The 20,154-nt window shown below is 36.7% G+C and carries 19 protein-coding genes and 1 tRNA gene; 8 read left to right on the top strand and 12 right to left on the bottom strand.

Going from position 1 to position 20,154, the window contains the following annotated elements:
- Nucleotides 1–17 precede the first annotated feature (17 nt).
- From gyrB to dnaA, 5 genes are all read right to left on the bottom strand, one after another.
- The gene (gene gyrB, locus DWW85_RS05860; RefSeq protein WP_117784569.1) at nucleotides 18–1,934 is read right to left on the bottom strand and encodes a DNA topoisomerase (ATP-hydrolyzing) subunit B; all 1,917 of its coding nucleotides are present in this window, start codon (nucleotides 1,932–1,934) and stop codon (nucleotides 18–20) included.
- 35 nt (nucleotides 1,935–1,969) lie between these two features.
- The gene (recF, locus tag DWW85_RS05855; RefSeq protein WP_117808131.1) at nucleotides 1,970–3,052 is read right to left on the bottom strand and encodes a DNA replication/repair protein RecF; all 1,083 of its coding nucleotides are present in this window, start codon (nucleotides 3,050–3,052) and stop codon (nucleotides 1,970–1,972) included.
- A 26-nt stretch (nucleotides 3,053–3,078) separates the two neighbouring features.
- A complete protein-coding gene (locus DWW85_RS05850; RefSeq protein WP_008401671.1) occupies nucleotides 3,079–3,288 on the bottom strand; it encodes an RNA-binding S4 domain-containing protein in 210 nt (69 codons plus the stop codon).
- A gap of 23 nt (nucleotides 3,289–3,311) precedes the next feature.
- Nucleotides 3,312–4,418, bottom strand: coding sequence for a DNA polymerase III subunit beta (gene dnaN / locus DWW85_RS05845; RefSeq protein WP_021944264.1), 1,107 nt, complete (start codon nucleotides 4,416–4,418; stop codon nucleotides 3,312–3,314).
- Between the two features lie 272 nt (nucleotides 4,419–4,690).
- The gene (gene dnaA / locus DWW85_RS05840; RefSeq protein WP_021944265.1) at nucleotides 4,691–6,055 is read right to left on the bottom strand and encodes a chromosomal replication initiator protein DnaA; all 1,365 of its coding nucleotides are present in this window, start codon (nucleotides 6,053–6,055) and stop codon (nucleotides 4,691–4,693) included.
- A 690-nt stretch (nucleotides 6,056–6,745) separates the two neighbouring features.
- On the opposite strand from dnaA, the gene rpmH reads away from it, so the two are divergent.
- From rpmH to rsmG, 8 genes are all read left to right on the top strand, one after another.
- The gene (gene rpmH / locus DWW85_RS05835; protein WP_004852723.1) at nucleotides 6,746–6,880 is read left to right on the top strand and encodes a 50S ribosomal protein L34; all 135 of its coding nucleotides are present in this window, start codon (nucleotides 6,746–6,748) and stop codon (nucleotides 6,878–6,880) included.
- A 63-nt stretch (nucleotides 6,881–6,943) separates the two neighbouring features.
- The gene (gene rnpA / locus DWW85_RS05830; protein WP_021944266.1) at nucleotides 6,944–7,297 is read left to right on the top strand and encodes a ribonuclease P protein component; all 354 of its coding nucleotides are present in this window, start codon (nucleotides 6,944–6,946) and stop codon (nucleotides 7,295–7,297) included.
- A 2-nt stretch (nucleotides 7,298–7,299) separates the two neighbouring features.
- Nucleotides 7,300–7,512: a membrane protein insertion efficiency factor YidD gene (gene yidD / locus DWW85_RS05825; RefSeq protein WP_084770674.1), complete on the top strand. Its 213-nt coding sequence runs from the start codon at nucleotides 7,300–7,302 to the stop codon at nucleotides 7,510–7,512.
- 11 nt (nucleotides 7,513–7,523) lie between these two features.
- Nucleotides 7,524–8,921: a YidC/Oxa1 family membrane protein insertase gene (locus DWW85_RS05820; RefSeq protein WP_117784571.1), complete on the top strand. Its 1,398-nt coding sequence runs from the start codon at nucleotides 7,524–7,526 to the stop codon at nucleotides 8,919–8,921.
- A complete protein-coding gene (jag, locus tag DWW85_RS05815; RefSeq protein WP_021944268.1) occupies nucleotides 8,921–9,565 on the top strand; it encodes an RNA-binding cell elongation regulator Jag/EloR in 645 nt (214 codons plus the stop codon). Before DWW85_RS05820 ends, jag begins: the two co-directional genes overlap by 1 nt.
- Before the next feature lie 275 nt (nucleotides 9,566–9,840).
- Nucleotides 9,841–11,220 (top strand): tRNA uridine-5-carboxymethylaminomethyl(34) synthesis GTPase MnmE, encoded by a 1,380-nt coding sequence (gene mnmE, locus DWW85_RS05810; protein WP_117807961.1) that lies wholly within the window; start codon nucleotides 9,841–9,843, stop codon nucleotides 11,218–11,220.
- Nucleotides 11,221–11,232: 12 nt separating this feature from the next.
- Nucleotides 11,233–13,131: a tRNA uridine-5-carboxymethylaminomethyl(34) synthesis enzyme MnmG gene (gene mnmG, locus DWW85_RS05805; RefSeq protein WP_117807959.1), complete on the top strand. Its 1,899-nt coding sequence runs from the start codon at nucleotides 11,233–11,235 to the stop codon at nucleotides 13,129–13,131.
- A gap of 18 nt (nucleotides 13,132–13,149) precedes the next feature.
- Nucleotides 13,150–13,872: a 16S rRNA (guanine(527)-N(7))-methyltransferase RsmG gene (gene rsmG, locus DWW85_RS05800; RefSeq protein ID WP_117807957.1), complete on the top strand. Its 723-nt coding sequence runs from the start codon at nucleotides 13,150–13,152 to the stop codon at nucleotides 13,870–13,872.
- A 147-nt stretch (nucleotides 13,873–14,019) separates the two neighbouring features.
- On the opposite strand, the gene DWW85_RS05795 is transcribed toward rsmG, so the two are convergent.
- From DWW85_RS05795 to DWW85_RS05765, 7 genes are all read right to left on the bottom strand, one after another.
- Nucleotides 14,020–14,979: a 3'-5' exonuclease gene (locus DWW85_RS05795; RefSeq protein ID WP_117807955.1), complete on the bottom strand. Its 960-nt coding sequence runs from the start codon at nucleotides 14,977–14,979 to the stop codon at nucleotides 14,020–14,022.
- A gap of 73 nt (nucleotides 14,980–15,052) precedes the next feature.
- Nucleotides 15,053–15,126: transfer RNA gene (locus tag DWW85_RS05790), tRNA-Arg, on the bottom strand.
- 68 nt (nucleotides 15,127–15,194) lie between these two features.
- Nucleotides 15,195–16,070, bottom strand: a complete 876-nt coding sequence (locus tag DWW85_RS05785) for a DUF3881 family protein (RefSeq protein ID WP_021944273.1) — start codon at nucleotides 16,068–16,070, stop codon at nucleotides 15,195–15,197.
- A 74-nt stretch (nucleotides 16,071–16,144) separates the two neighbouring features.
- On the bottom strand, nucleotides 16,145–17,428 hold the full coding sequence (serS, locus tag DWW85_RS05780) for a serine--tRNA ligase (protein ID WP_117807953.1): 1,284 nt from the start codon (nucleotides 17,426–17,428) through the stop codon (nucleotides 16,145–16,147).
- Nucleotides 17,429–17,559: 131 nt separating this feature from the next.
- Nucleotides 17,560–18,093, bottom strand: coding sequence for a DUF4446 family protein (locus DWW85_RS05775; RefSeq protein ID WP_021944275.1), 534 nt, complete (start codon nucleotides 18,091–18,093; stop codon nucleotides 17,560–17,562).
- A gap of 19 nt (nucleotides 18,094–18,112) precedes the next feature.
- Nucleotides 18,113–19,051 (bottom strand): ParB/RepB/Spo0J family partition protein, encoded by a 939-nt coding sequence (locus DWW85_RS05770; RefSeq protein WP_021944276.1) that lies wholly within the window; start codon nucleotides 19,049–19,051, stop codon nucleotides 18,113–18,115.
- 33 nt (nucleotides 19,052–19,084) lie between these two features.
- The gene (locus DWW85_RS05765) at nucleotides 19,085–19,864 is read right to left on the bottom strand and encodes an AAA family ATPase (RefSeq protein ID WP_021944277.1); all 780 of its coding nucleotides are present in this window, start codon (nucleotides 19,862–19,864) and stop codon (nucleotides 19,085–19,087) included.
- Nucleotides 19,865–20,154: the final 290 nt, after the last annotated feature.

The raw sequence follows: 20,154 nt of genomic DNA, 5'->3' as shown, positions 1-20,154 counted from the left end.
GTTCTTCTCCCTTTCGTTTAAATGTCAAGATTCTTAACGAACTTGGCATTTGTCTCTATGAACTGTCTTCTAGGTTCAACTTTATCTCCCATCAGTACATTGAAGGTCATATCAATCTCTGATTCATCATCATCATCAATCGCAACTTTTAATAAAATTCTCTTTTCCGGATCCATGGTTGTCTCCCATAACTGTTCTGCATCCATTTCACCAAGACCTTTGTATCGCTGGATCTTATTTGACTGATCTCGTCCAACTTCATTCAAGATACTGTTCAGTTCATCATCACTGTAGGCATACCAGATTTTCTTATTCTTCTCCAACTTATAAAGTGGTGGCTGTGCCAAATATACATGTCCTTTTCGGATCAGATCCGGCATGAACCGATAGAAAAATGTCAGAAGCAGGGTTGCGATATGAGCACCATCTACATCGGCATCCGTCATAATAATGATCTTATTATATCTGAGCTTATCAATATCAAAATTCTCATGAATACCTGTACCAAATGCTGTGATCATTGCTTTGATCTCGGCATTCTCAAGGATTCTGTCGATTCTTGCTTTTTCTACGTTTAATATCTTACCACGGAGTGGAAGGATAGCCTGTGTTGCACGGGATCTTGCTTTCTTTGCAGAACCACCGGCGGAATCTCCCTCTACGATGTAAATCTCACAATTCTTCGGATCTTTATCGGAACAATCTGCAAGCTTTCCGGGAAGTGCCATATTATCTGCAAGATTTGCTTTTCTTGCTACATCTCTGGCTCTTCTTGCTGCAATTCTCGCACGCTGAGCCATTACAGATTTATTTATAATTATTTTTGCTATATTCGGATTCTGCTCTAAGAAATAAGTAAGCTGTTCACTTACGATACTTTCTACAACAGGTCTTACTTCTGAATTTCCAAGCTTCTGCTTTGTCTGACCTTCAAACTGAGGTTCACCGATCTTTACAGATACGATCGCAGACATACCTTCCCTCAGATCTTCACCGGACAGATTATCCTCTTTTTCTTTTAACAGATTATTCTTTCTTGCGTAGTCATTGAAAATCTTGGTAATGGCTGCCTTAAAACCTGTTAAATGTGTACCACCTTCCGGTGTATTAATATTATTTACATAACTGTGTATCATTTCGTTATAGGAATCATTATGCTGCATAGCAACTTCTACATATACACCATCCTTAAGTCCCTCACAGTAGATTACTTTGTCATAGAGTGCTTCTCTGTGTCTGTTCATGTATTCAACAAACTCTTTGATACCGCCCTCATAATGAAAATGTCTCTCCTTTGGAGGATCTACACGAAAATCTGTTAATGTAATCTTCAGACCCTTTGTAAGGAATGCTGTCTCACGAAGTCTTGTCCGTAATGTATCATAATCATAGATCCAATCATCAAATATCGTCTTATCCGGAAGAAATGTTACCTTTGTTCCTGATTTATCTTCTGGTGCATCGGCAATGATCTGCAATGCACTGTCTACATTACCACGCTTATAAGTCTGCTTATATATATGACCATCTCTTGTAACTTCGACCTCTAACCATTCAGAAAGAGCATTTACAACAGAAGCACCTACACCATGAAGACCACCGGATACCTTATATCCTCCACCGCCAAACTTACCACCGGCATGAAGAACGGTAAATACTACTTCCAGTGCTGATTTTCCCGTCTTCTCCTGAATACCTACAGGTATACCACGTCCATTATCAACAACCGTTATGGAATTATCAGAGTTAATAAAAACTTCTATGTGATTACAATAACCAGCCAGAGCTTCATCTACAGAATTATCAACAATCTCATAAACAAGATGATGCAATCCTCTTGTAGACGTACTTCCTATGTACATTCCCGGTCTTTTTCTGACAGCTTCAAGTCCTTCCAGAACCTGTATCTGTTCAGCATCATAATTATTTGACATTTTTTTCCTCCTTAATATTCCATAACAAACAAAACTTATATCTTCGTAACGGTTCCGTTTGTAACATGATACACATTATTGATCACTACTTGTTCTTTTATAAAATCATCATAACCTGTACAGGTTATAATTGTTTGTATATCTTTGATCTCCTCTAACAACGCTTCTCTTCTGCTGCTGTCAAGCTCTGACATAACATCATCCAGGAGAAGTATCGGATTATCATTTATAATATTCTTTACCAGCTTTATCTCTGCGATCTTCAAAGAAAGAGCGACTGTTCTCTGCTGTCCCTGTGATCCAAATCTTCTTGCATCGATTCCGTTTATCATAAACATGATGTCATCTCTGTGAGGTCCTGTCTGGGTGCTCATATAATTCAGATCTACATGAACCTTATCTGACAACACCTGTTGAAATTCATCTTCACCAACATTCTTATCATAGATGATCTCCAGCTTTTCTTTTCCGGAAGTCAGCTTCAAATGGATCTCTCCGATCAGATCATTTAACATCGTTATAAAATTCTGTCTTTCTTTTATAACCTTTCTTCCGTAATCCACAAGCTGCATGTTCCATACATCTAAAGTATCCATCAGACTTTTATTATAAGCAATCTGCTTTAACAGATTATTTCTCTGATTCAATATCTTGGAATAGGAAGACAGATTCTGATAATACAATCTGCTTAACTGACACAACTCCAGATCCAGAAATCTTCTTCTCTCAGAAGGACCATTTTTTATGATAGATAAATCCTCCGGTGAAAAAAATATCACATTTAATAAACCAAAAAGTTCAGTTGTACGTCTGATAGGCAGTCCATCTATAGCAACTCCTTTATTCTTGCTTTTACGCAAATGCATATCAATCCGATGACTTATATCACTTTTTTTGATGCAAAGGCGTATATGTGACTCTTCTTCACCTATTTTTATGATTTCCCGATCCTTACTTCCACGGTGGGACTTGGTTGTAGCTGCCATATAGATAGATTCCAGTATATTTGTTTTTCCCTGTGCATTATCACCATATAAAATATTGGTATTCTTATCAAACATAATGAATAACTCATCATAATTTCTATAGTTGTTAATATTCAATGATTCAACATACATACTATCTACCAGCCACATGTGTAGAATTATTTCTGGATACTGATCTTATCTCCATCAAATTCTACTTCATCTCCATCATACAGTTTTTTTCCTCTTCTGGTCTCAATCTCACCATTTACGATAACAAGACCCTGAGATATAACCTCTTTTGCTTCTACTCCTGACTCTACAAAACCGGCTGCCTTTAATGCCTGACCTAGTTTTATAAATTCATCTCTCAGCTTGATTATTTCCATTTTTTCTTATCTCCAATCCTGGATTATCTGCTTCCGATACCCATTGGAAGGATCAGATAAATATAATTCTCTTCTTCATCCTTGATTACACAAGGTGATTTTGTATTATTCATGTATATAGTAATATCATCATCGTCAATTGCACGGATCGCATCCATTAAGAATTTTGGATTGAATCCAATGATGATATTGCTTCCCTCTTTATGAATCTCTATCTCTTCATTCATGGAACCGATCAGAGAATCTATCTTCAGATATAACATGTTATCTTCTATCGTGAGCTTGATCGGTTTCTTATCTGATTCTTTGATCAGAAGAGATGAACGATCCAGACAGTCAAGAAATTCTCTCTTGTTGATAGTGAACTTGATCTGATAATCAACATTTAACATATTATCAATTCTAAAGAATTCACCTTCTACCAGACGAGATACAACCTTTGTTCTGTCAAATTCAAATAATATATTATTATCTGCAAAGTAGATATTTACATCATCATCTACTCCACCATTTACAATCTTACTAATATAACTGAGTGCCTTGCCAGGAACGATAACCTTCACATCCTGACTCTCATCCTTTAATTCTACATTACGGATAGCGATACGATGTCCGTCAATAGCTACAACACGAAGTCTGTTATTAGAAACCTCAAATAATTCACCTGTCATAACGTTATTGTATTCGCTGTCTGAAATTGAAAAGATCGTCTGGTTGATAATCTCTCTTAATGTAAACTGTGAAATTGTAATATATTTGGATTTTTCAACAACCGGAAGACTGGAGAAATCCTCTCCTGATTTTCCTGCAATGGTAAATAATGATTTCTCACATTTGATAGTTGTCTTGAAATCTTCATTTGTTTCCATATGTATCTCACTATCCGGAAGCTTTCTTACGATGTCCGATAAAAGCTTTGCTTCGATCGCAACCTTTCCTTCTTCGATAACAGTTCCTTCAACATAAGATTCTATTCCAATTTCCATATCATTTGCTGTGAGTTTTATATTTCCATTTTCAGCTTCAATGAAAATACATGAGAGAATTGGATGTGTGGTTTTTGTAGATACAGCTTTTGATACATTACTAATTCCCTGCATCAATTTTCCCTTCATACACGAAATCTTCATTTTGTTTATAAACTCCTTTCCCGGTTGTCTGTAGATATATATTTAATAATAAAAGTAGTAATAACAGTAGTAGTAGGTGTGGATTTGTTGAAACTTCAAAATATCCTTATAAATTCTTATGAAATCAATTATGTGTCTATGTTAATTTTCCTGATATTCAATGTTATTGTAAGTGGACTTATAAACATTTGAAAATCGTCTGAATTGATTGAATTGTCAGATACTAACATTTCATAACAATAGTACAGACATTCATCCACATATAAATAACATTAGCTGTGAGGACTGAGCTTCTTGATAATGACATCAATTGTCTCTGCATATTCAGGATCACTTTCAATCCTCTTATCTACTTTGTTGATATTACTTAAAACAGTCGAATGGTCTTTACCGCCAAATACATCTCCGATGCTTTTTAATCCCTTTGTTGTAAATTTACGGCATAGATACATGGATATCTGTCTTGCATTGGCTACATCCTGACTACGTTTTGAAGATTTGATATCATCAACACTGATATTTAAGTGTTCGGAAACGGTATTAATGATAAGATCAGGTGTGATCGTAACGTTGGTTTCCTTGGATATCATATCTTTTAATATGTTCTTTGCAAGATCCTCTGTGATTGTAACATTTCCAAGTTCGGCATATACACTGATCTTGTTTAATGCTCCTTCCAGTTCTCTTACATTATAGGTAACGTTATTTGCAATATATTCCAGAATGTTGTCACTGATATTCTTGTATCCGTTCATCTCAACTTTATTTTTGAGAATTGCCATTCTGGTTTCATAATCAGGAGCATGAATATCAATCGGCACTCCCCATTCAAATCTGGAACGGAAACGCTCTTCCAGAGTTTTAATTTCTTTAGGAGGCTTATCCGATGACAGAATGATCTGCTTTCCTTCATCGTGAAGTGCATTGAAGGTATCAAAGAACTCCTGCTGGGTACTCTCTTTACCGATAAGATATTGAATATCATCGATCAGTAATACATCAACGGTTCTATACTTTTCCCGGAACTCGTCGGTTTTGTTTTTCTTGATCGCTTCTACGATTTCATTTGTAAATTTATTGGAAGGTACATAGAGAACCTTCATATTCTTATTATGCTGTAAAATATAATGTGCAATAGACTGCATCAGATGTGTTTTGCCAAGACCTGCTCCACCATATAAAAACAGTGGGTTGAATTTGTCCAGTCCCGGTGAATCTGCGACAGCAAGACATGTTGCATGAGCGAGCTTATTGCTCTCACCTACAACGAATGTATCAAATGTATATTTTGGATAGAGATTGCTCTTGGTGATCGCTTCGTTGTATTCTTCTTTGGTAACCTCTTCTTTGGAGGTTTTGTTCAGATTACTTTCTACGTCAATTACAATCTCGATAGAATCGTCATCCAGCACTTCTTTTATAGAAGTAACCAGGAACATATCGTACATTTTTTTATTAATAAAATCGATGGCTCTTGAACCCATACTATCATCAACTGCAAAATACAGTTTTTTTCCTTCGACAGAATATAACTTCAAAGGTTTGATCCATGTTTTAACAACAATAGGGGATAATCCATGTTCTGTCTCGAGAAGAGAGAGTATCTCGTCCCATTTTGATAAAATTAATTCTTCCATTCTTCCGAAAATCCTTTCCGTCCAGTCGTTGTGTCTATGGAGTTATAGGCATAGAACCACGTATTTATATCTTATAACAAAATGACCATTTTTTCAAGTTTTATTACCCTCTGACAGACATATGAGAAAAATTTTTTATATAATAGGAAGAAACTCATTTTGATATATGTTAAAAAACTGTTTTGAAAAAGAAGGTGTATAAGTTACATAATAATTATGAAAAAGTATTGTTATGTTAAGTAAAAAAAATGTTACCTTATAAATTGTGAACATCAAAAAATAAGATAAAATATGGATTTATGGAAGAAAGAAAACAATGAATCAAGATGTTATCCACAAGTTATTCACAATTTGTGGATAACATTATGTAAATTGATTATGGTAAAGTTCATATCAATGGATAAATGTGGAGAAAAAGAAAAACCACTAGATTTTGTATTTGAAAATTATATAGACACCAATTTTTGAAAAATATAAAATCACATTTTTCTAACTAAGTGTTTTATGATATGAAAACCCTTGATTTTAAAGGAAAAATTCAAAAAAAACTTGACTGTATGGGGTTATTTATTTATAATATGCAAGGACTTTGTAGGTATCTGTATGTGTTCGTTTGAGTCTGTTATAAACAGAGGAAACGAATGGATGTGGATAAATAATGGTCATAATAAATAAAGGAGGTGTGTAGATATGAAGATGACTTTCCAGCCTAAAAAGAGACAGAGATCAAAGGTTCATGGTTTCAGAAAGAGAATGAGCACTGCTAATGGCAGAAAGGTATTGGCCGCTAGACGAGCTAAGGGTAGAAAGAAATTATCAGCATAGGTCACAAGGTTGTGGCCTTTTTTAGTTTTTCTAATTTTCAATCAATGATTTGGTGGTTATGTTATGAGTAATTTTATTACGTTAAAAAACAGCAGAGAGTTTGGCAGTGTTTATAACACAAAGGATTCGGTGGCCAATAAATATTTAGTTATGTATCTGAGAGCCAACAGCTTGGAATACAATAGACTTGGAATCTCTGTTAGTAAAAAAGTTGGTAACAGTGTGGTAAGACACAGGGTAACCAGATTGATTAGAGAAGCTTATCGATTAAACAAAGACTGTATTTGCAGTGGTTATGACATTGTGTTCGTTGCCAGAGTAACAGCGAAGGACAAGGGGTATCATGAGATAGAAAGTGCTATGATGCATCTGTTCAGGCTGAAGAAGCTGACGATAGTCAGAGATGGTGAAAATTAAAAATGAAAAGAATGTTAATTGGTTTAATCAGATTTTATCAGAGGTATTTGTCCATGTTAAAAGGACATCCTACCTGCAAGTATTTTCCAACCTGTTCACAATATGCGATCGAAGCTTTGGAAAAGTATGGAGTGATAAAAGGTGGCCTCCTGGCTGTATGGAGAATACTTAGATGTAATCCTTTTTCTAAAGGAGGATATGATCCCGTTCCATAAAGGAGGACAAGATGTTTCTAACAGTAGAAGACGGTATGATCTTAGGACCGATATGTTGGTTATTCGGTAAGATCTTTGATCTGATGTATAAATTGATCGAGATTATCAGTAACAGCATGGGAATAGGATATGTTAATCTTAGTATCTGCGTTATCTTATTTACGTTTTTCATAAGAGCTTGTTTGTTTCCATTGAATTTCAAGCAGCAGAAATCTTCTAAGATTATGAGTTTTATCCAGCCGGAGATTAATAAGGCAACAAAGAAGTATAACAATAAAACAGATCAGGAATCCCTGATGAAGAAGCAGCAGGAGACACAGAAAATCCAGAAGAAGTATGGTGTAAGTCTTACATCCGGATGTCTGCCAACTCTGATCCAGCTTCCTGTATTCTATGGTTTGTACCGTGTTATCCAGAATATCCCTGCTTATGTAGGAGATATGAAGGATAAGTACCAGTATATTGTAGAAAGTATGCAGAAAGTGGCTATTGATAAGATTGATGCTTCTAAATTAAGTTCAATTAAGCTTGATTCTAGTGCAAATTATTATGATATCATCAATGCAGTAGCAAGTGATTCAGATGGCAGGGTATCTACAGCTGTTACAGCTTCCAATCAGATGATGGATGCAGTATCAAAAGGTAATCTTACAGATAATAAAGTTATCGATGTACTGGATAAGATATCCACACATGACTGGTCGCAGTTACAGGATATTTTTGGATTTACAAGTGGAAAAGAAGCAGATTATATTCATAACTTTGAAAATATGAACAGATTTTTATTTAATCTGAATATCGCAGATGCTCCCGGACTGAAGCTTTCAGCAGCACTGATCGTTCCAATCCTGTCAGCAGTATTGCAGTTTGTATCTTCAAAGATCAGCATGAGTGCTTCTAACACAAATTCAAATGATCCTACAGCAGCACAGGCAAACAGTATGATGAATATGATGACTTACGGTATGCCGCTTATGTCATTATTTATCTGTATTAATCTGCCAATCGCTATTGGTCTTTACTGGATCATAGGTTCTGTTATCACGATTATTACACAGCTTATTATCAACAATTATTATAAGAAGTGTGATAAAGAAGCAGTTCTTGAGAAATGTAGAGTAAAAGCAGCTAAGAAGCAGGCAAAGAAAGAAGCAAAGCATCCCGGTAAGAAGTCATTTTATGAGAAAATGATGGACGCTCAGAATGGTAATGTAAGTTCAGATAGCACCCAGTCTGAAAGTATTAACAAAATGGCATCTTCAAGACTGAAAAGTTATACGAATCCGACAGTTGATGAAGTGAAACAGTCAGAAAACAATGTTCATTACAAATCTGGAAGCATTGGTTCCAAAGCAAATATCATGCTTCAGTATCAGAATAAGAGTAATGATAAGGGAGGAAATAAATAATGGAGTTTGTAGAATTTAAAGGTAAAACTTTAGATGAGGCACTTATGCAGGCAAGCGTTGAGCTTGGATGTGCCAGTACAGACCTGGAATATAATGTAGTCAGTGAGGGAAGCACAGGTTTTCTTGGACTGATCGGTTCAAAGCCATTTGTCATCAGTGCCAGAAAGAAGAAAACATTTGTGGATGATGTAAGAGAATATCTTGAAACATTATTCAAGGCTATGGATATTCAGGCTGACATCAAGATCGAGTTTAACGAGACAGAAAATCTTCTTGATATCGATGTAGAAGGTCCTGAGATGGGTATTCTGATCGGTAAGAGAGGTCAGACATTAGATGCACTTCAGTATCTGATCAGCCTCGCAGTAAACAAGAAGAGCGACTCTTATATCAGAGTAAAGCTTGATACAGAGAATTACAGAGCAAGAAGAAAAGAAACTCTTGAAAATCTTGCCAAGAACATTGCATTCAAGGTAAAGAGAACAAAGCGTTCATTTGCACTTGAACCAATGAATCCTTATGAGAGAAGAATTATCCACGCTACTTTACAGAATGATAAGTATGTATCTACAAGAAGCGAGGGTGAAGAACCATATCGTAAGGTTATTGTATATTTAAAGAAATACGACAGAAATAACAAATAATAAAGTATTTTGCTAACAGATACTTGTATAAAAACAGAAAAACATATGTAAATATGAATTTCTGAAAAATATGATTTCCGGAAAATGAAGAATCAGGGTAACGGCTCTGATGAATCGGCTTCCGGAAATTTTTTTTAGGGATAGAAAAAAAGTATGTATAGGTGTATTATCTAAAAGTATGTTAGTATAAATAAAGTGATATGATAATATATGTTATTTGTTATGTCAGTGAATGATATATAGAATATTGATCAGATAGAAACAGGAGAAATCATATGCTTGTAAATGATACGATCGCAGCAATCGCAACCGGTATGGGAAATGCCGGGGTTGGTATTATAAGGATCAGTGGTAAGAATGCAGTTGAAGTCGCTTCAAAGGTGTTCAGGCCGGCAAATGAAGAGAAAAAAATAGAAATCATGAAAAGCTACACAGCAGCATTTGGACAGGTATATGATGGCGATAAAGAGCTGGACGAGGGTATTCTGCTTCTGATGCGTGCTCCACATACTTATACTTGTGAAGATGTATGTGAGTTACAATGTCATGGCGGAATGGTTGTATTAAGGAATGTACTTGCTGCAGTAATTAAAAATGGTGCAAGACTCGCAGAACCGGGAGAATTTACCAAGCGGGCATTCTTAAATGGAAGGATCGATCTGTCACAGGCAGAATCCGTCATGGATCTGATCAGTGCCAAGAATGATTTTGCGGTGAAATCTTCTCTTATGCAGCTTCGTGGTGATCTGAAGAATCAGATCATAGATATGAGAGAACAGATTTTATATAATGTAGCGTTTATAGAATCAGCACTTGATGATCCGGAACATTACAGTCTGGATGGTTACCCACAGAAACTACAGACAATTGTGGATAAGTTGGGTGATAATGTGGATAAATTACTGCAAACTTTTGATAATGGAAGGATCTTAAAAGAGGGAATCAAGACGGTTATCGTAGGTAAGCCAAATGCAGGAAAATCCTCACTTCTCAACATGTTTCTGGGAGAAAACAGAGCAATCGTTACGGATATTGCAGGAACGACAAGAGATACCTTAGAGGAAGTTGTCAACATAAATGGTATTATACTGAACATTGTGGATACAGCAGGTATCCGGGATACCGAAGATATTGTGGAAAAGATGGGTGTGGATAAGGCACTGGAATTTGCATCACAGGCAGATCTGATCTTATATGTGATCGATGGATCTGTACCGTTAGATGACAACGATAAGCAGATAATATCAGAGATTAAGGGCAAAAATGTTATTGCCATTATGAATAAAAATGACTTACAAACAGTTGTGGATAAAATGTGGATAACATGCGAGCTTGGTTGTGATATTGTAGAGTTATCTGCTTCTACAGGAGATGGAAAAGAAAAATTATATGATCTGTTAAATGACAAATTTTTTTCCGGCGAATTGGAGTATAATGACCAGTTGTACATTACAAATGCGAGACATAAAGAAGAACTGATGAAGACTAGAGAAAGCCTTTTAAAGGTAAGAGAAAGCATTGATATGGGTATGGAGGAGGATTTCTTCTCAATCGACCTGATGGATGCTTATGAACATCTGGGGCTTATTATAGGAGAAACGAACAGAGATGATCTTGCAGATAAGATATTTGAAGAATTCTGCATGGGTAAATAGGAGGATGGATAAATGCCAGTGGTTGAAGAAAATTATGATGTGGTAGTTGTGGGTGCCGGTCATGCAGGATGTGAAGCTGCACTTGCTTCTGCCCGTCTTGGACTTGAAACAATTCTGTTTACAGTGAGTATGGACAGTGTTGCCATGATGCCCTGCAATCCAAATGTAGGAGGAAGCTCAAAAGGACATCTGGTAAGAGAACTGGATGCACTTGGTGGAGAGATGGGTAAGAATATTGATAAGACTTATATTCAGTCCAAAATGTTAAATGCATCAAAAGGACCTGCTGTTCATTCTCTTCGTGCACAGGCAGATAAGTCAAATTATTCCCGTACAATGAAACATACATTAGAGAATACCGATCATCTGGTATTACGTCAGGCTGAGGTAACAGAGCTGATGGTAACAGATGGCGTTGTTAAGGGTGTTAAGACATTTTCCGGTGCAACTTATTATGCAAAGGCAGTTGTTCTCTGTACAGGTACTTATTTGAAAGCAAGATGTATCTATGGAGATGTCGTAAATCATACAGGACCAAATGGACTTATGGCAGCCAATTATTTGTCTGATTCCATGAAAGAAGCCGGAATCGGTATCCGCCGGTTTAAGACAGGTACACCTGCAAGACTGGATAAGAGGACAATCGATTTCTCTCAGATGGAGGAACAAAAGGGTGATGAGCATATCGTTCCATTTTCCTTTACAAATACAGAAGAAGATATCAAGCGGGATCAGGTATCCTGCTGGCTTTGTTATACAAATGAGGAGACACATGAGATAATTCGTGAGAATATCAACCGTTCTCCATTGTTTTCCGGTGTGATTGAGGGTACAGGACCAAGATACTGTCCTTCAATCGAAGACAAGGTTATGAAGTTTCCGGATAAGACGAGACATCAGATTTTTATAGAGCCGGAGGGTGAATTTACAAATGAGATGTATATGGGCGGAATGTCCAGTTCTCTTCCGGAGGATGTTCAGTATAAGATGATACGGAGCATGAAAGGACTTGAGAATGTCAGGATCGTAAGAAATGCTTATGCGATCGAGTATGATTGTATCAGTGCGATCAATTTGAAACATTCACTGGAATTTAAGAATGTGGAAGGTTTATTTGGCGCAGGTCAGTTAAATGGAAGCTCCGGTTATGAGGAAGCAGCAGCGCAGGGTCTTATGGCAGGTATCAATGCAGCCAGAAAGGTACTTGGAAAGGAGCCTGTTGTATTGGATCGTTCACAGGCTTATATCGGTGTATTGATCGATGATCTGGTTACAAAGGAGACAAAAGAACCATACCGTATGATGACTTCCAGAGCAGAATATCGTCTGCTGTTAAGACAGGATAATGCGGATCTTCGACTGACCGATATCGGTCATGAAATCGGTCTGATCGACGATGAGAGATATGAGAAATTCTGTCAGAAACGTACAATGATCGAAGAAGAAACAAAGCGTTTAAAAGAAACGATGGTTGGCGGAAACAGTAAGATTCAGGAATTCTTACGTTCTATGGAGACAACGGAGTTAAAGACAGCAGTAAGTCTTGCAGAGTTGATCCGCAGACCGGAGCTTTCTTATGAGAAAATTGTACCGATTGATCCGGACAGACATCCGTTGCCTGCGGATGTGATCGAACAGATTGATATATCAATCAAGTATGAAGGATATATCAAGAGACAGACAGAACAGGTACATCAGTTTAAAAAGATGGAAAAGAGGATGATCCCGGCTGATCTGAATTATGATGATGTATCGAATCTTCGAAAAGAAGCCAGACAGAAGTTAAAGGATATCAAGCCGGAAAATATCGGTCAGGCATCCAGAATCTCCGGTGTATCACCGGCAGATATATCTGTGCTGCTGGTTTATCTGAAGATGAAGCAGCATGACGGAGAGCCTGAAATTAAATAATAGAAGGGATATCACAATATGGATCGACTAAGTGAATTAGCAAAGAAGATAGATATTGAATTAAATGATCATCAGTTAGAGCAGTTTCAGAGATATTATGAGCTTTTGGTAGAGTGGAATAAGGTTATGAATCTGACAGCCATCACAGAGAAGGAAGATGTCATTATAAAGCATTTTGCAGATAGTCTTCTGCTTGCAAAATATAAAAAGCTGGATGAATCTTTATCAGTCATAGATGTAGGGACCGGAGCAGGATTTCCCGGAATACCGCTTAAAATCGCTTTTCCGGGTTTAAAGGTAACATTAATGGATTCCCTGAATAAGCGTGTAAAGTTCTTAAATGAGGTTATCCGGACACTTGAGATGGACGATATAGAAGCTATTCACAGCAGAGCTGAGGATGGTGGAAGAAATGCACAGTATCGTGAGAAGTATGATCTTGCGGTATCAAGAGCGGTTGCAAATTTATCCTCTTTATCAGAGTTTTGTATGCCATTTGTTAAGACAGGTGGATATTTTATTCCATATAAGGCATCCGGACTGGATGAAGAAATACATGCAGGAAAAAAGGCGATTCGTATCCTTGGAGGACAGGTAGAGAATATCTTTCATACAACGATACCTGATACGGATATGGAGCGTTGCTTTGTATTTGTAAAGAAGATGGCAGCAACACCGGAGGAGTATCCAAGAAAAGCAGGAACAGCGACAAAGAAGCCTCTTGGAATGAAGGAAAAATAAAAAAGTATAGTAGAAATGAAAAATATATATAATATCAATGAAAGACATTATATAAAAATGGAGCAGGTATTTGTAAACCTGCTCCATTTTTATTAGGAAAATATACAGAAAAATGATCTGTTCGTTTTATTATCAAATGTTAGAATATTATCTTGTAGTACGAGTGTGCCGTTTTTCTTTACGTCTCTCTCGAATTTCTGTCTGTTTTTGTTTGATAGCTTCAACACCGTTTTTATCTATTGGTTTAATTGTTTTAACAACATAGTATTTTCCGTTATCAAGTGGTTTAAATTTTATCTTTCCACTGAAATAACCATGGTGCCAGCATTTCCCTGCACAGATGTAAGAAGACGGACTGTTTGAAAACCATTCAAGCCTCTTATTGATCTTCTTGTTACATTTGTAGCATCTTATACAGGCAATATCTTTATCGTCCATTGCTTCCTGCTTGCTTGAAAATTCTCTTGTAATGTATTCATACTGATTATTATGTATGGCTACAATTTCCTCTTCCTTTTTTGTAGGATGAATATACAGATCGAAGCTGTATAAATCTTTCAAATTTCTTGGATGCATCTCTTTTAAAACAAGAGCGGTATATCTGGCATCGTTTACAGCAGAATGAAAAGGTTCATCTTCCGGTATATTAAAATCTGCAACTGCTTTTTCCAGTTTACTGACGGTAGAACCGGTTGGGTCGACCATGTTTGCATATATCTGCTGAAGATTTAAAAATTTCAAAGGACGAGGAAGCTTGTCCATATAGTAGAAAGCCATATTTGTCTGTAATTCGGTAAGATCCATGGGACCCCAGGTACAGAAGATATAATCTTTACCGCACCATTCCAGAAATTCCGTACAGACTTCTTTAAATCCTCTTCCTTTTGCCAGATCCGTTTCATCATAATTTAAAATGGTTCTGATTTTTGAATGTAATTTTTTATAGATCCGGGGTTTTATCAAACTGGAGTATTCATCAATGATGCGATAGTTCTTATCTACTTTAACCGCACCGATTTCGATTATTTCAAACGGCATTCGGGGATGTTCTCCGATATGACCGGAATAACTTTGATTCCACTCAAGATCCATTACGATATAGTTCATGTGTATTAATCCTTTGATTTGTTATATGAAAATAACTGTCGTATACTTTCAAATTAATTTATATGCACTAAAATGCACCTGGCGGGATTCGAACCCACGGCCTTCCGCTTAGGAGGCGGACGCTCTATCCTGCTGAGCTACAAATGCAGAAGGGGAAAATATATAATAAACCCAACATTACTATGATACCCAAGAATGTAAGAAATGTCAATTTCTTAAAAAATAACATTTCCCTGGAGCCAGATTTCGCCTTTGAACCGGCGACCTGGAGCAGGTGTACCGAGCAGATCTTTTTCATTGATCGCTATAGCCATCAGCATTTCATTTGTTTCCACATTCAGAAGGTATACAGGTTCCTTTGTATAATCATTTTCGCACAGGCTGCAGTCCAGAATATTTCCTATGATAGAATAATGTTCTGTTTCAATGCCATATGGCATGAAATTCGTTTCTACGATAGAAAGGATATCTTCGTAATGTGCACGGCGACTTACCTGTGTATAGATATCCATATCATCTAATGTAAGGCTTTCCATGGCGGAACGGTCTCCTTGTCTGGCAGCTTCGATCAGTTTGTTTCGATTAACAGAGGAACATTTATGTTCTCTGTTTGCAGGTGGAAGCTGTTCAATATCAAGAATAACTTTACCGCTTGTTGACAGTCCGGACATATAAGCCTTAGTGATCAGATGGTTGGAATAGTTCATCCATTTTGTATTTGCATAATCAGAAATATTTGTCAGAAAGAAGATGAGTGTCATGCCCAGATTATAGTCTTCACAGACACCGGCATAGGATTCTTTATCACCATGTTTTTCTATATAGATCCGTTCCTGATTCATAATGAAAGAACTGCGGACATAGGGAAAATAGTATTCAAATGAAATGGTATTATCGATGTCCATTTCTCCGACAAGAGAGATACCGAAGTGTTTTCCAAAGTCCTTATTTAATTGAACCAGACGGGTGTCTGCATCAACAGTTACAATGTTTTTTGTTGTTGGGTTGGCAATGATCTCCTTTGTGATCGGAGTTAACTGCCGTCTGTTTTTAATGTCGGAAAATCCAATGGAACGTAAATAACTGTGCACACAGACACCTCCTTTCTGATTCTTAACTTATTTTACTATGGTCAAAAAAGTATATTTAATTAATAAATATGGAATTAAGCTTCAATCTTATCTTTTCCACCCATGTATGGACGGAGTGCTTCCGGAATTCTTACAGAGCCGTCTGCCTGAAGATTATTCTCAAGGAAAGCAATCAGCATTCTAGGTGGAGCAACAACTGTGTTGTTTAAGGTATGTGCAAGATACTTCTTACCGTCTTCACCCTTTACACGGATCTGAAGTCTTCTTGCCTGAGCATCACCCAGATTTGAGCAGCTTCCTACTTCAAAGTATTTCTTCTGACGTGGAGACCATGCTTCTACATCCAGTGATTTAACCTTCAGATCTGCGAGATCACCGGAGCAGCATTCCAGTGTACGTACAGGAATATCAAGTGAACGGAAGAGATCAACGGTGTTCTGCCATAATTTATCAAACCACATTTTGCTTTCTTCCGGTTTGCAGACAACGATCATTTCCTGTTTCTCAAACTGATGAATACGGTATACACCACGTTCCTCAATACCATGAGCACCTTTTTCTTTTCTGAAACAAGGCGAATAGCTTGTAAGTGTCTTTGGAAGTTCTTCTTCCGGAATGATCTGATCGATGAATTTACCGATCATGGAATGTTCAGATGTACCGATCAGGTAAAGGTCTTCGCCTTCAATCTTATACATCATGGCATCCATTTCTGCAAAGCTCATAACACCAGTAACGACGTTACTTCGGATCATGAAAGGAGGAACACAATAGGTAAATCCTCTGTCAATCATGAAATCTCTTGCGTAAGAGATAACAGCAGAATGAAGTCTTGCGATATCACCCATCAGATAGTAGAAACCATTTCCTGCTACACGTCTTGCTGAATCAAGATCCAGTCCATGAAGATGTTCCATAATCTCTGAGTGATATGGAATCTCAAAATCAGGAACAACCGGCTCACCAAAACGTTCAATTTCTACGTTTTCGGAATCATCTTTACCAATAGGAACAGATGGATCAATGATATTTGGAATTACCATCATGATCTCTTTTACTTTTGCCTGAAGTTCAGTTTCTTTTTCCTGTAATTCAGATAAGCGTTCTGCCTGTTCTGTTACCTGTTTTTTTACTTCTTCAGCTTCTTCTTTTTTGCCCTGTGCCATTAATGCACCGATTTGTTTGGAGAGCTTATTACGATTCGCTCTCAGATCGTCAGCTTCCTGCTGAGTTGCTCTTGCCTGGGCATCAAGTTCAATTACTTCATCAACAAGTGGAAGTTTGCTGTCCTGAAATTTGTTCTTAATGTTCTGTTTTACTACATCTGGATTCTCTCTTAAAAATTTAATGTCTATCATTTTTTGATATTCCTCCTGGTTCATATGGAATAAGGTTGTTTATACTTATTCTCACATGCTTTTATATTTTTTTGACTATAGTCAATTATAATTATTTTTTATTATATTTAATTGTTTTTTATTATGATTTATTATTCTTCTTCCATAATATCAGCAATCTCTTCATCAAGCGTTTTTGCACGTTCAATGGCTTCTTTTTCTTCATCAGAAAGAGCTACATAGGATTCACCTTTGATCAGCTCTTTTGCATAAGCGAAGCATCCTTCTCTGGAATGCATACAATTTAAAACTACACCATTGTTACGACTGTCGAGAAATGCAACTGCGAAGCTAAGACTTCCGCCCATTCCCTCAAATGCATCATATTTGACCAGTCCGATTTTGCTGATACATGCTGCAAGTGTTTCCTGGATCTCTTTGTGTTCTTTTGTAAGCCGCTTGGAATTGTTCTTCACAGCATCCATTTCAGCAAATCGATCCAATATAATTTCTTCCATATCACCTGCCGTTTTACCACTTAAAAGGCGTTTGATATCTTTATTTCTTTTCTTTATATTCGCCATAAGATAGAATACAAGTCCAAATAAAACGATGACGAGTACAAGAAGTATGATTAAAATAATGGCAGGGTCAATACCAATCTTATCTAGTAAAGAACTGTTCATTCTGATATTTCCTTTCCAATTATTCTCTGTGAATAGAATATAACATCTCTGTTATTCTTTCCAATTCTTCCTGAGAATAATAATTTATTTCAATTTTTCCTTTATCATTGTTTTTTGATTTGATTTCAATCTTTGCACCCAAAATATTTTTCAGACGGCTTTCAATATCATTGTAGAAGATAGAAAGATCTTTTGTGTCCACATTATTCTGTTTTGGTTCTTTTGGTGCACTAAGTAGTTTCTTGACATAGATTTCTGTATCACGAACACTTAATTTATTATCAAATATAAAGTTTGCAGCTTCTGTCTGTAGAGCAGCATCCTCAATCGGAATTAACGCTCTGGCGTGTCCGGTTGTCAGCTTGTCTTCTATGATCATTTGACGAACTTCATCACATAATTTCAGAAGTCGAAGAGAGTTTGCAATCGTTGAACGATTCTTTGAAACCTTTTCAGCTACTTCTTCCTGTGTAAGACTATATTCGTTGATAAGACTTTCATATGCCATTGCTTCTTCAATCGGATTCAGGTCCTCACGCTGAATATTCTCTATGAGAGAGATCTCCATAATTTCACGGTCTGTGTATTCTCGGATTACAACAGGTATTTCCTTTATTCCGGCCATCCTGGCAGCACGCCATCTTCTTTCACCGGCAATAATCTCATAGAATTTTCCTTTTTTTGTTACAATAAGAGGTTCTAACACTCCGTATTGTTTGATAGAATCAGCCAGTTCCTGTAAAGCATCTTCATCAAATTGCTTTCTTGGCTGTGATTGGTTTGGTTCAATCTGTGTTATTTTAATTTTCTGTTCTACTTCTTTTACAACTTCCTTCACAACTTCTTTTGTGACAGTTTTTGTTGTCCCACTGGAAGCAGATTTTGATTTACTCTTTGGTGGATCATTTGTAGGAATTAACTGATCCAGACCTCTGCCTAGGCCTTTTTTTACAGGCATTTTATTTCCTCCTGTGAGTCATTTGATTTCTTTCTATTTGTAATAATCATTTGCTATGACTTCATCAGCCAGCATCATATAATGTTCAGCTCCGGCAGATCGTGGATCATATGCAATGATTGGCATTCCATAGCTTGGGGATTCAGCCAGACGAACATTTCTTGGAATAATAGTGTTGTAAATATGCTGATTCAGATTTTGTTTTACATTATCTACAACCTGCATTGACAGATTGGTACGGGAATCGTACATGGTAAATACAATCCCTTCAATCGTAAGTAGTCTGTTTAATTGTTTCCGTATCAGATTAACGGTGTAAATTAACTGGGATAATCCATCTAATGCAAAGAACTCACATTGAATTGGAACTAATACAGTATTGGCTGCTGTTAAGGCATTTACTGTTAACATTCCAAGAGCAGGAGGGCAGTCGATGATAATATAATCAAATTTACGTCTTACATTCTTGATATGGTTTTTAAGAATATACTGTGGATCTTCCACTGTAACAAATTCTACTTCTGCACCTGCAAGCTCTCTGCTGGCTGGGAGAAGATTCAGTCCTTTGATATCAGGGTAAACGTCGATAAGCATACATTCGCCTAAATTGCAGTCACCGTTTAACATATCATAAACACTGTACTCAAGGGAATTCTTATCAACTCCAAGTCCACTGGTCATATTTCCCTGTGGATCCATGTCAATTGCTAAGACTTTCTTTCCTTTTTTTGCAAGACATGCCGCAAGATTGATTGCAGTTGTAGTTTTCCCTACGCCACCCTTCTGGTTGGCTATTGCGATAATTCTTCCCACTTGATATTCTCCTTTTTGTGTTTCACGTGAAACATTCTATATTTCCAATAATTGTTTTCTCTACATATGTGAACATACATATTATATAATATAATTAAGTGATTATTAGCTAAAGAAGACATGTAGCTGTTTTCTATATCTTTTATTCATATAATATATATGATTTTCATAATATGTAATTTTATTGTATTATGCCAACAGATTAAATGTTTGTTTATTGATTCCGTGTTCCATTATATCACTATAATAGGATTAATGAAATGAAAATATCTCTATATATTACAAATCCC

This window comes from Clostridium sp. AF17-21AC, from assembly GCF_003461365.1.
In the GTDB taxonomy this organism is placed as follows: domain Bacteria; phylum Bacillota; class Clostridia; order Lachnospirales; family Lachnospiraceae; genus Coprococcus; species Coprococcus ammoniilyticus.
This window is presented reverse-complemented; position numbering and strand designations above follow the sequence as displayed.

Excerpts from the sequence above, each read along its gene's own strand:
- serS (WP_117807953.1), bottom strand. The coding sequence starts at position 17,428 with ATGATAGACATTAAATTTTTAAGAGAGAATCCAGATGTAGTAAAACAG.
- DWW85_RS05850 (WP_008401671.1), bottom strand. The coding sequence starts at position 3,288 with ATGGAAATAATCAAGCTGAGAGATGAATTTATAAAACTAGGTCAGGCA.
- mnmG (WP_117807959.1), top strand. The coding sequence starts at position 11,233 with ATGCCAGTGGTTGAAGAAAATTATGATGTGGTAGTTGTGGGTGCCGGT.
- jag (WP_021944268.1), top strand. The coding sequence starts at position 8,921 with ATGGAGTTTGTAGAATTTAAAGGTAAAACTTTAGATGAGGCACTTATG.
- dnaN (WP_021944264.1), bottom strand. The coding sequence starts at position 4,418 with ATGAAGATTTCGTGTATGAAGGGAAAATTGATGCAGGGAATTAGTAAT.
- dnaA (WP_021944265.1), bottom strand. The coding sequence starts at position 6,055 with ATGGAAGAATTAATTTTATCAAAATGGGACGAGATACTCTCTCTTCTC.
- DWW85_RS05795 (WP_117807955.1), bottom strand. The coding sequence starts at position 14,979 with ATGAACTATATCGTAATGGATCTTGAGTGGAATCAAAGTTATTCCGGT.
- mnmE (WP_117807961.1), top strand. The coding sequence starts at position 9,841 with ATGCTTGTAAATGATACGATCGCAGCAATCGCAACCGGTATGGGAAAT.
- rsmG (WP_117807957.1), top strand. The coding sequence starts at position 13,150 with ATGGATCGACTAAGTGAATTAGCAAAGAAGATAGATATTGAATTAAAT.
- rnpA (WP_021944266.1), top strand. The coding sequence starts at position 6,944 with ATGAGTAATTTTATTACGTTAAAAAACAGCAGAGAGTTTGGCAGTGTT.
- DWW85_RS05775 (WP_021944275.1), bottom strand. The coding sequence starts at position 18,093 with ATGAACAGTTCTTTACTAGATAAGATTGGTATTGACCCTGCCATTATT.
- rpmH (WP_004852723.1), top strand. The coding sequence starts at position 6,746 with ATGAAGATGACTTTCCAGCCTAAAAAGAGACAGAGATCAAAGGTTCAT.
- DWW85_RS05820 (WP_117784571.1), top strand. The coding sequence starts at position 7,524 with ATGTTTCTAACAGTAGAAGACGGTATGATCTTAGGACCGATATGTTGG.
- recF (WP_117808131.1), bottom strand. The coding sequence starts at position 3,052 with ATGTATGTTGAATCATTGAATATTAACAACTATAGAAATTATGATGAG.
- DWW85_RS05770 (WP_021944276.1), bottom strand. The coding sequence starts at position 19,051 with ATGCCTGTAAAAAAAGGCCTAGGCAGAGGTCTGGATCAGTTAATTCCT.
- gyrB (WP_117784569.1), bottom strand. The coding sequence starts at position 1,934 with ATGTCAAATAATTATGATGCTGAACAGATACAGGTTCTGGAAGGACTT.
- yidD (WP_084770674.1), top strand. The coding sequence starts at position 7,300 with ATGAAAAGAATGTTAATTGGTTTAATCAGATTTTATCAGAGGTATTTG.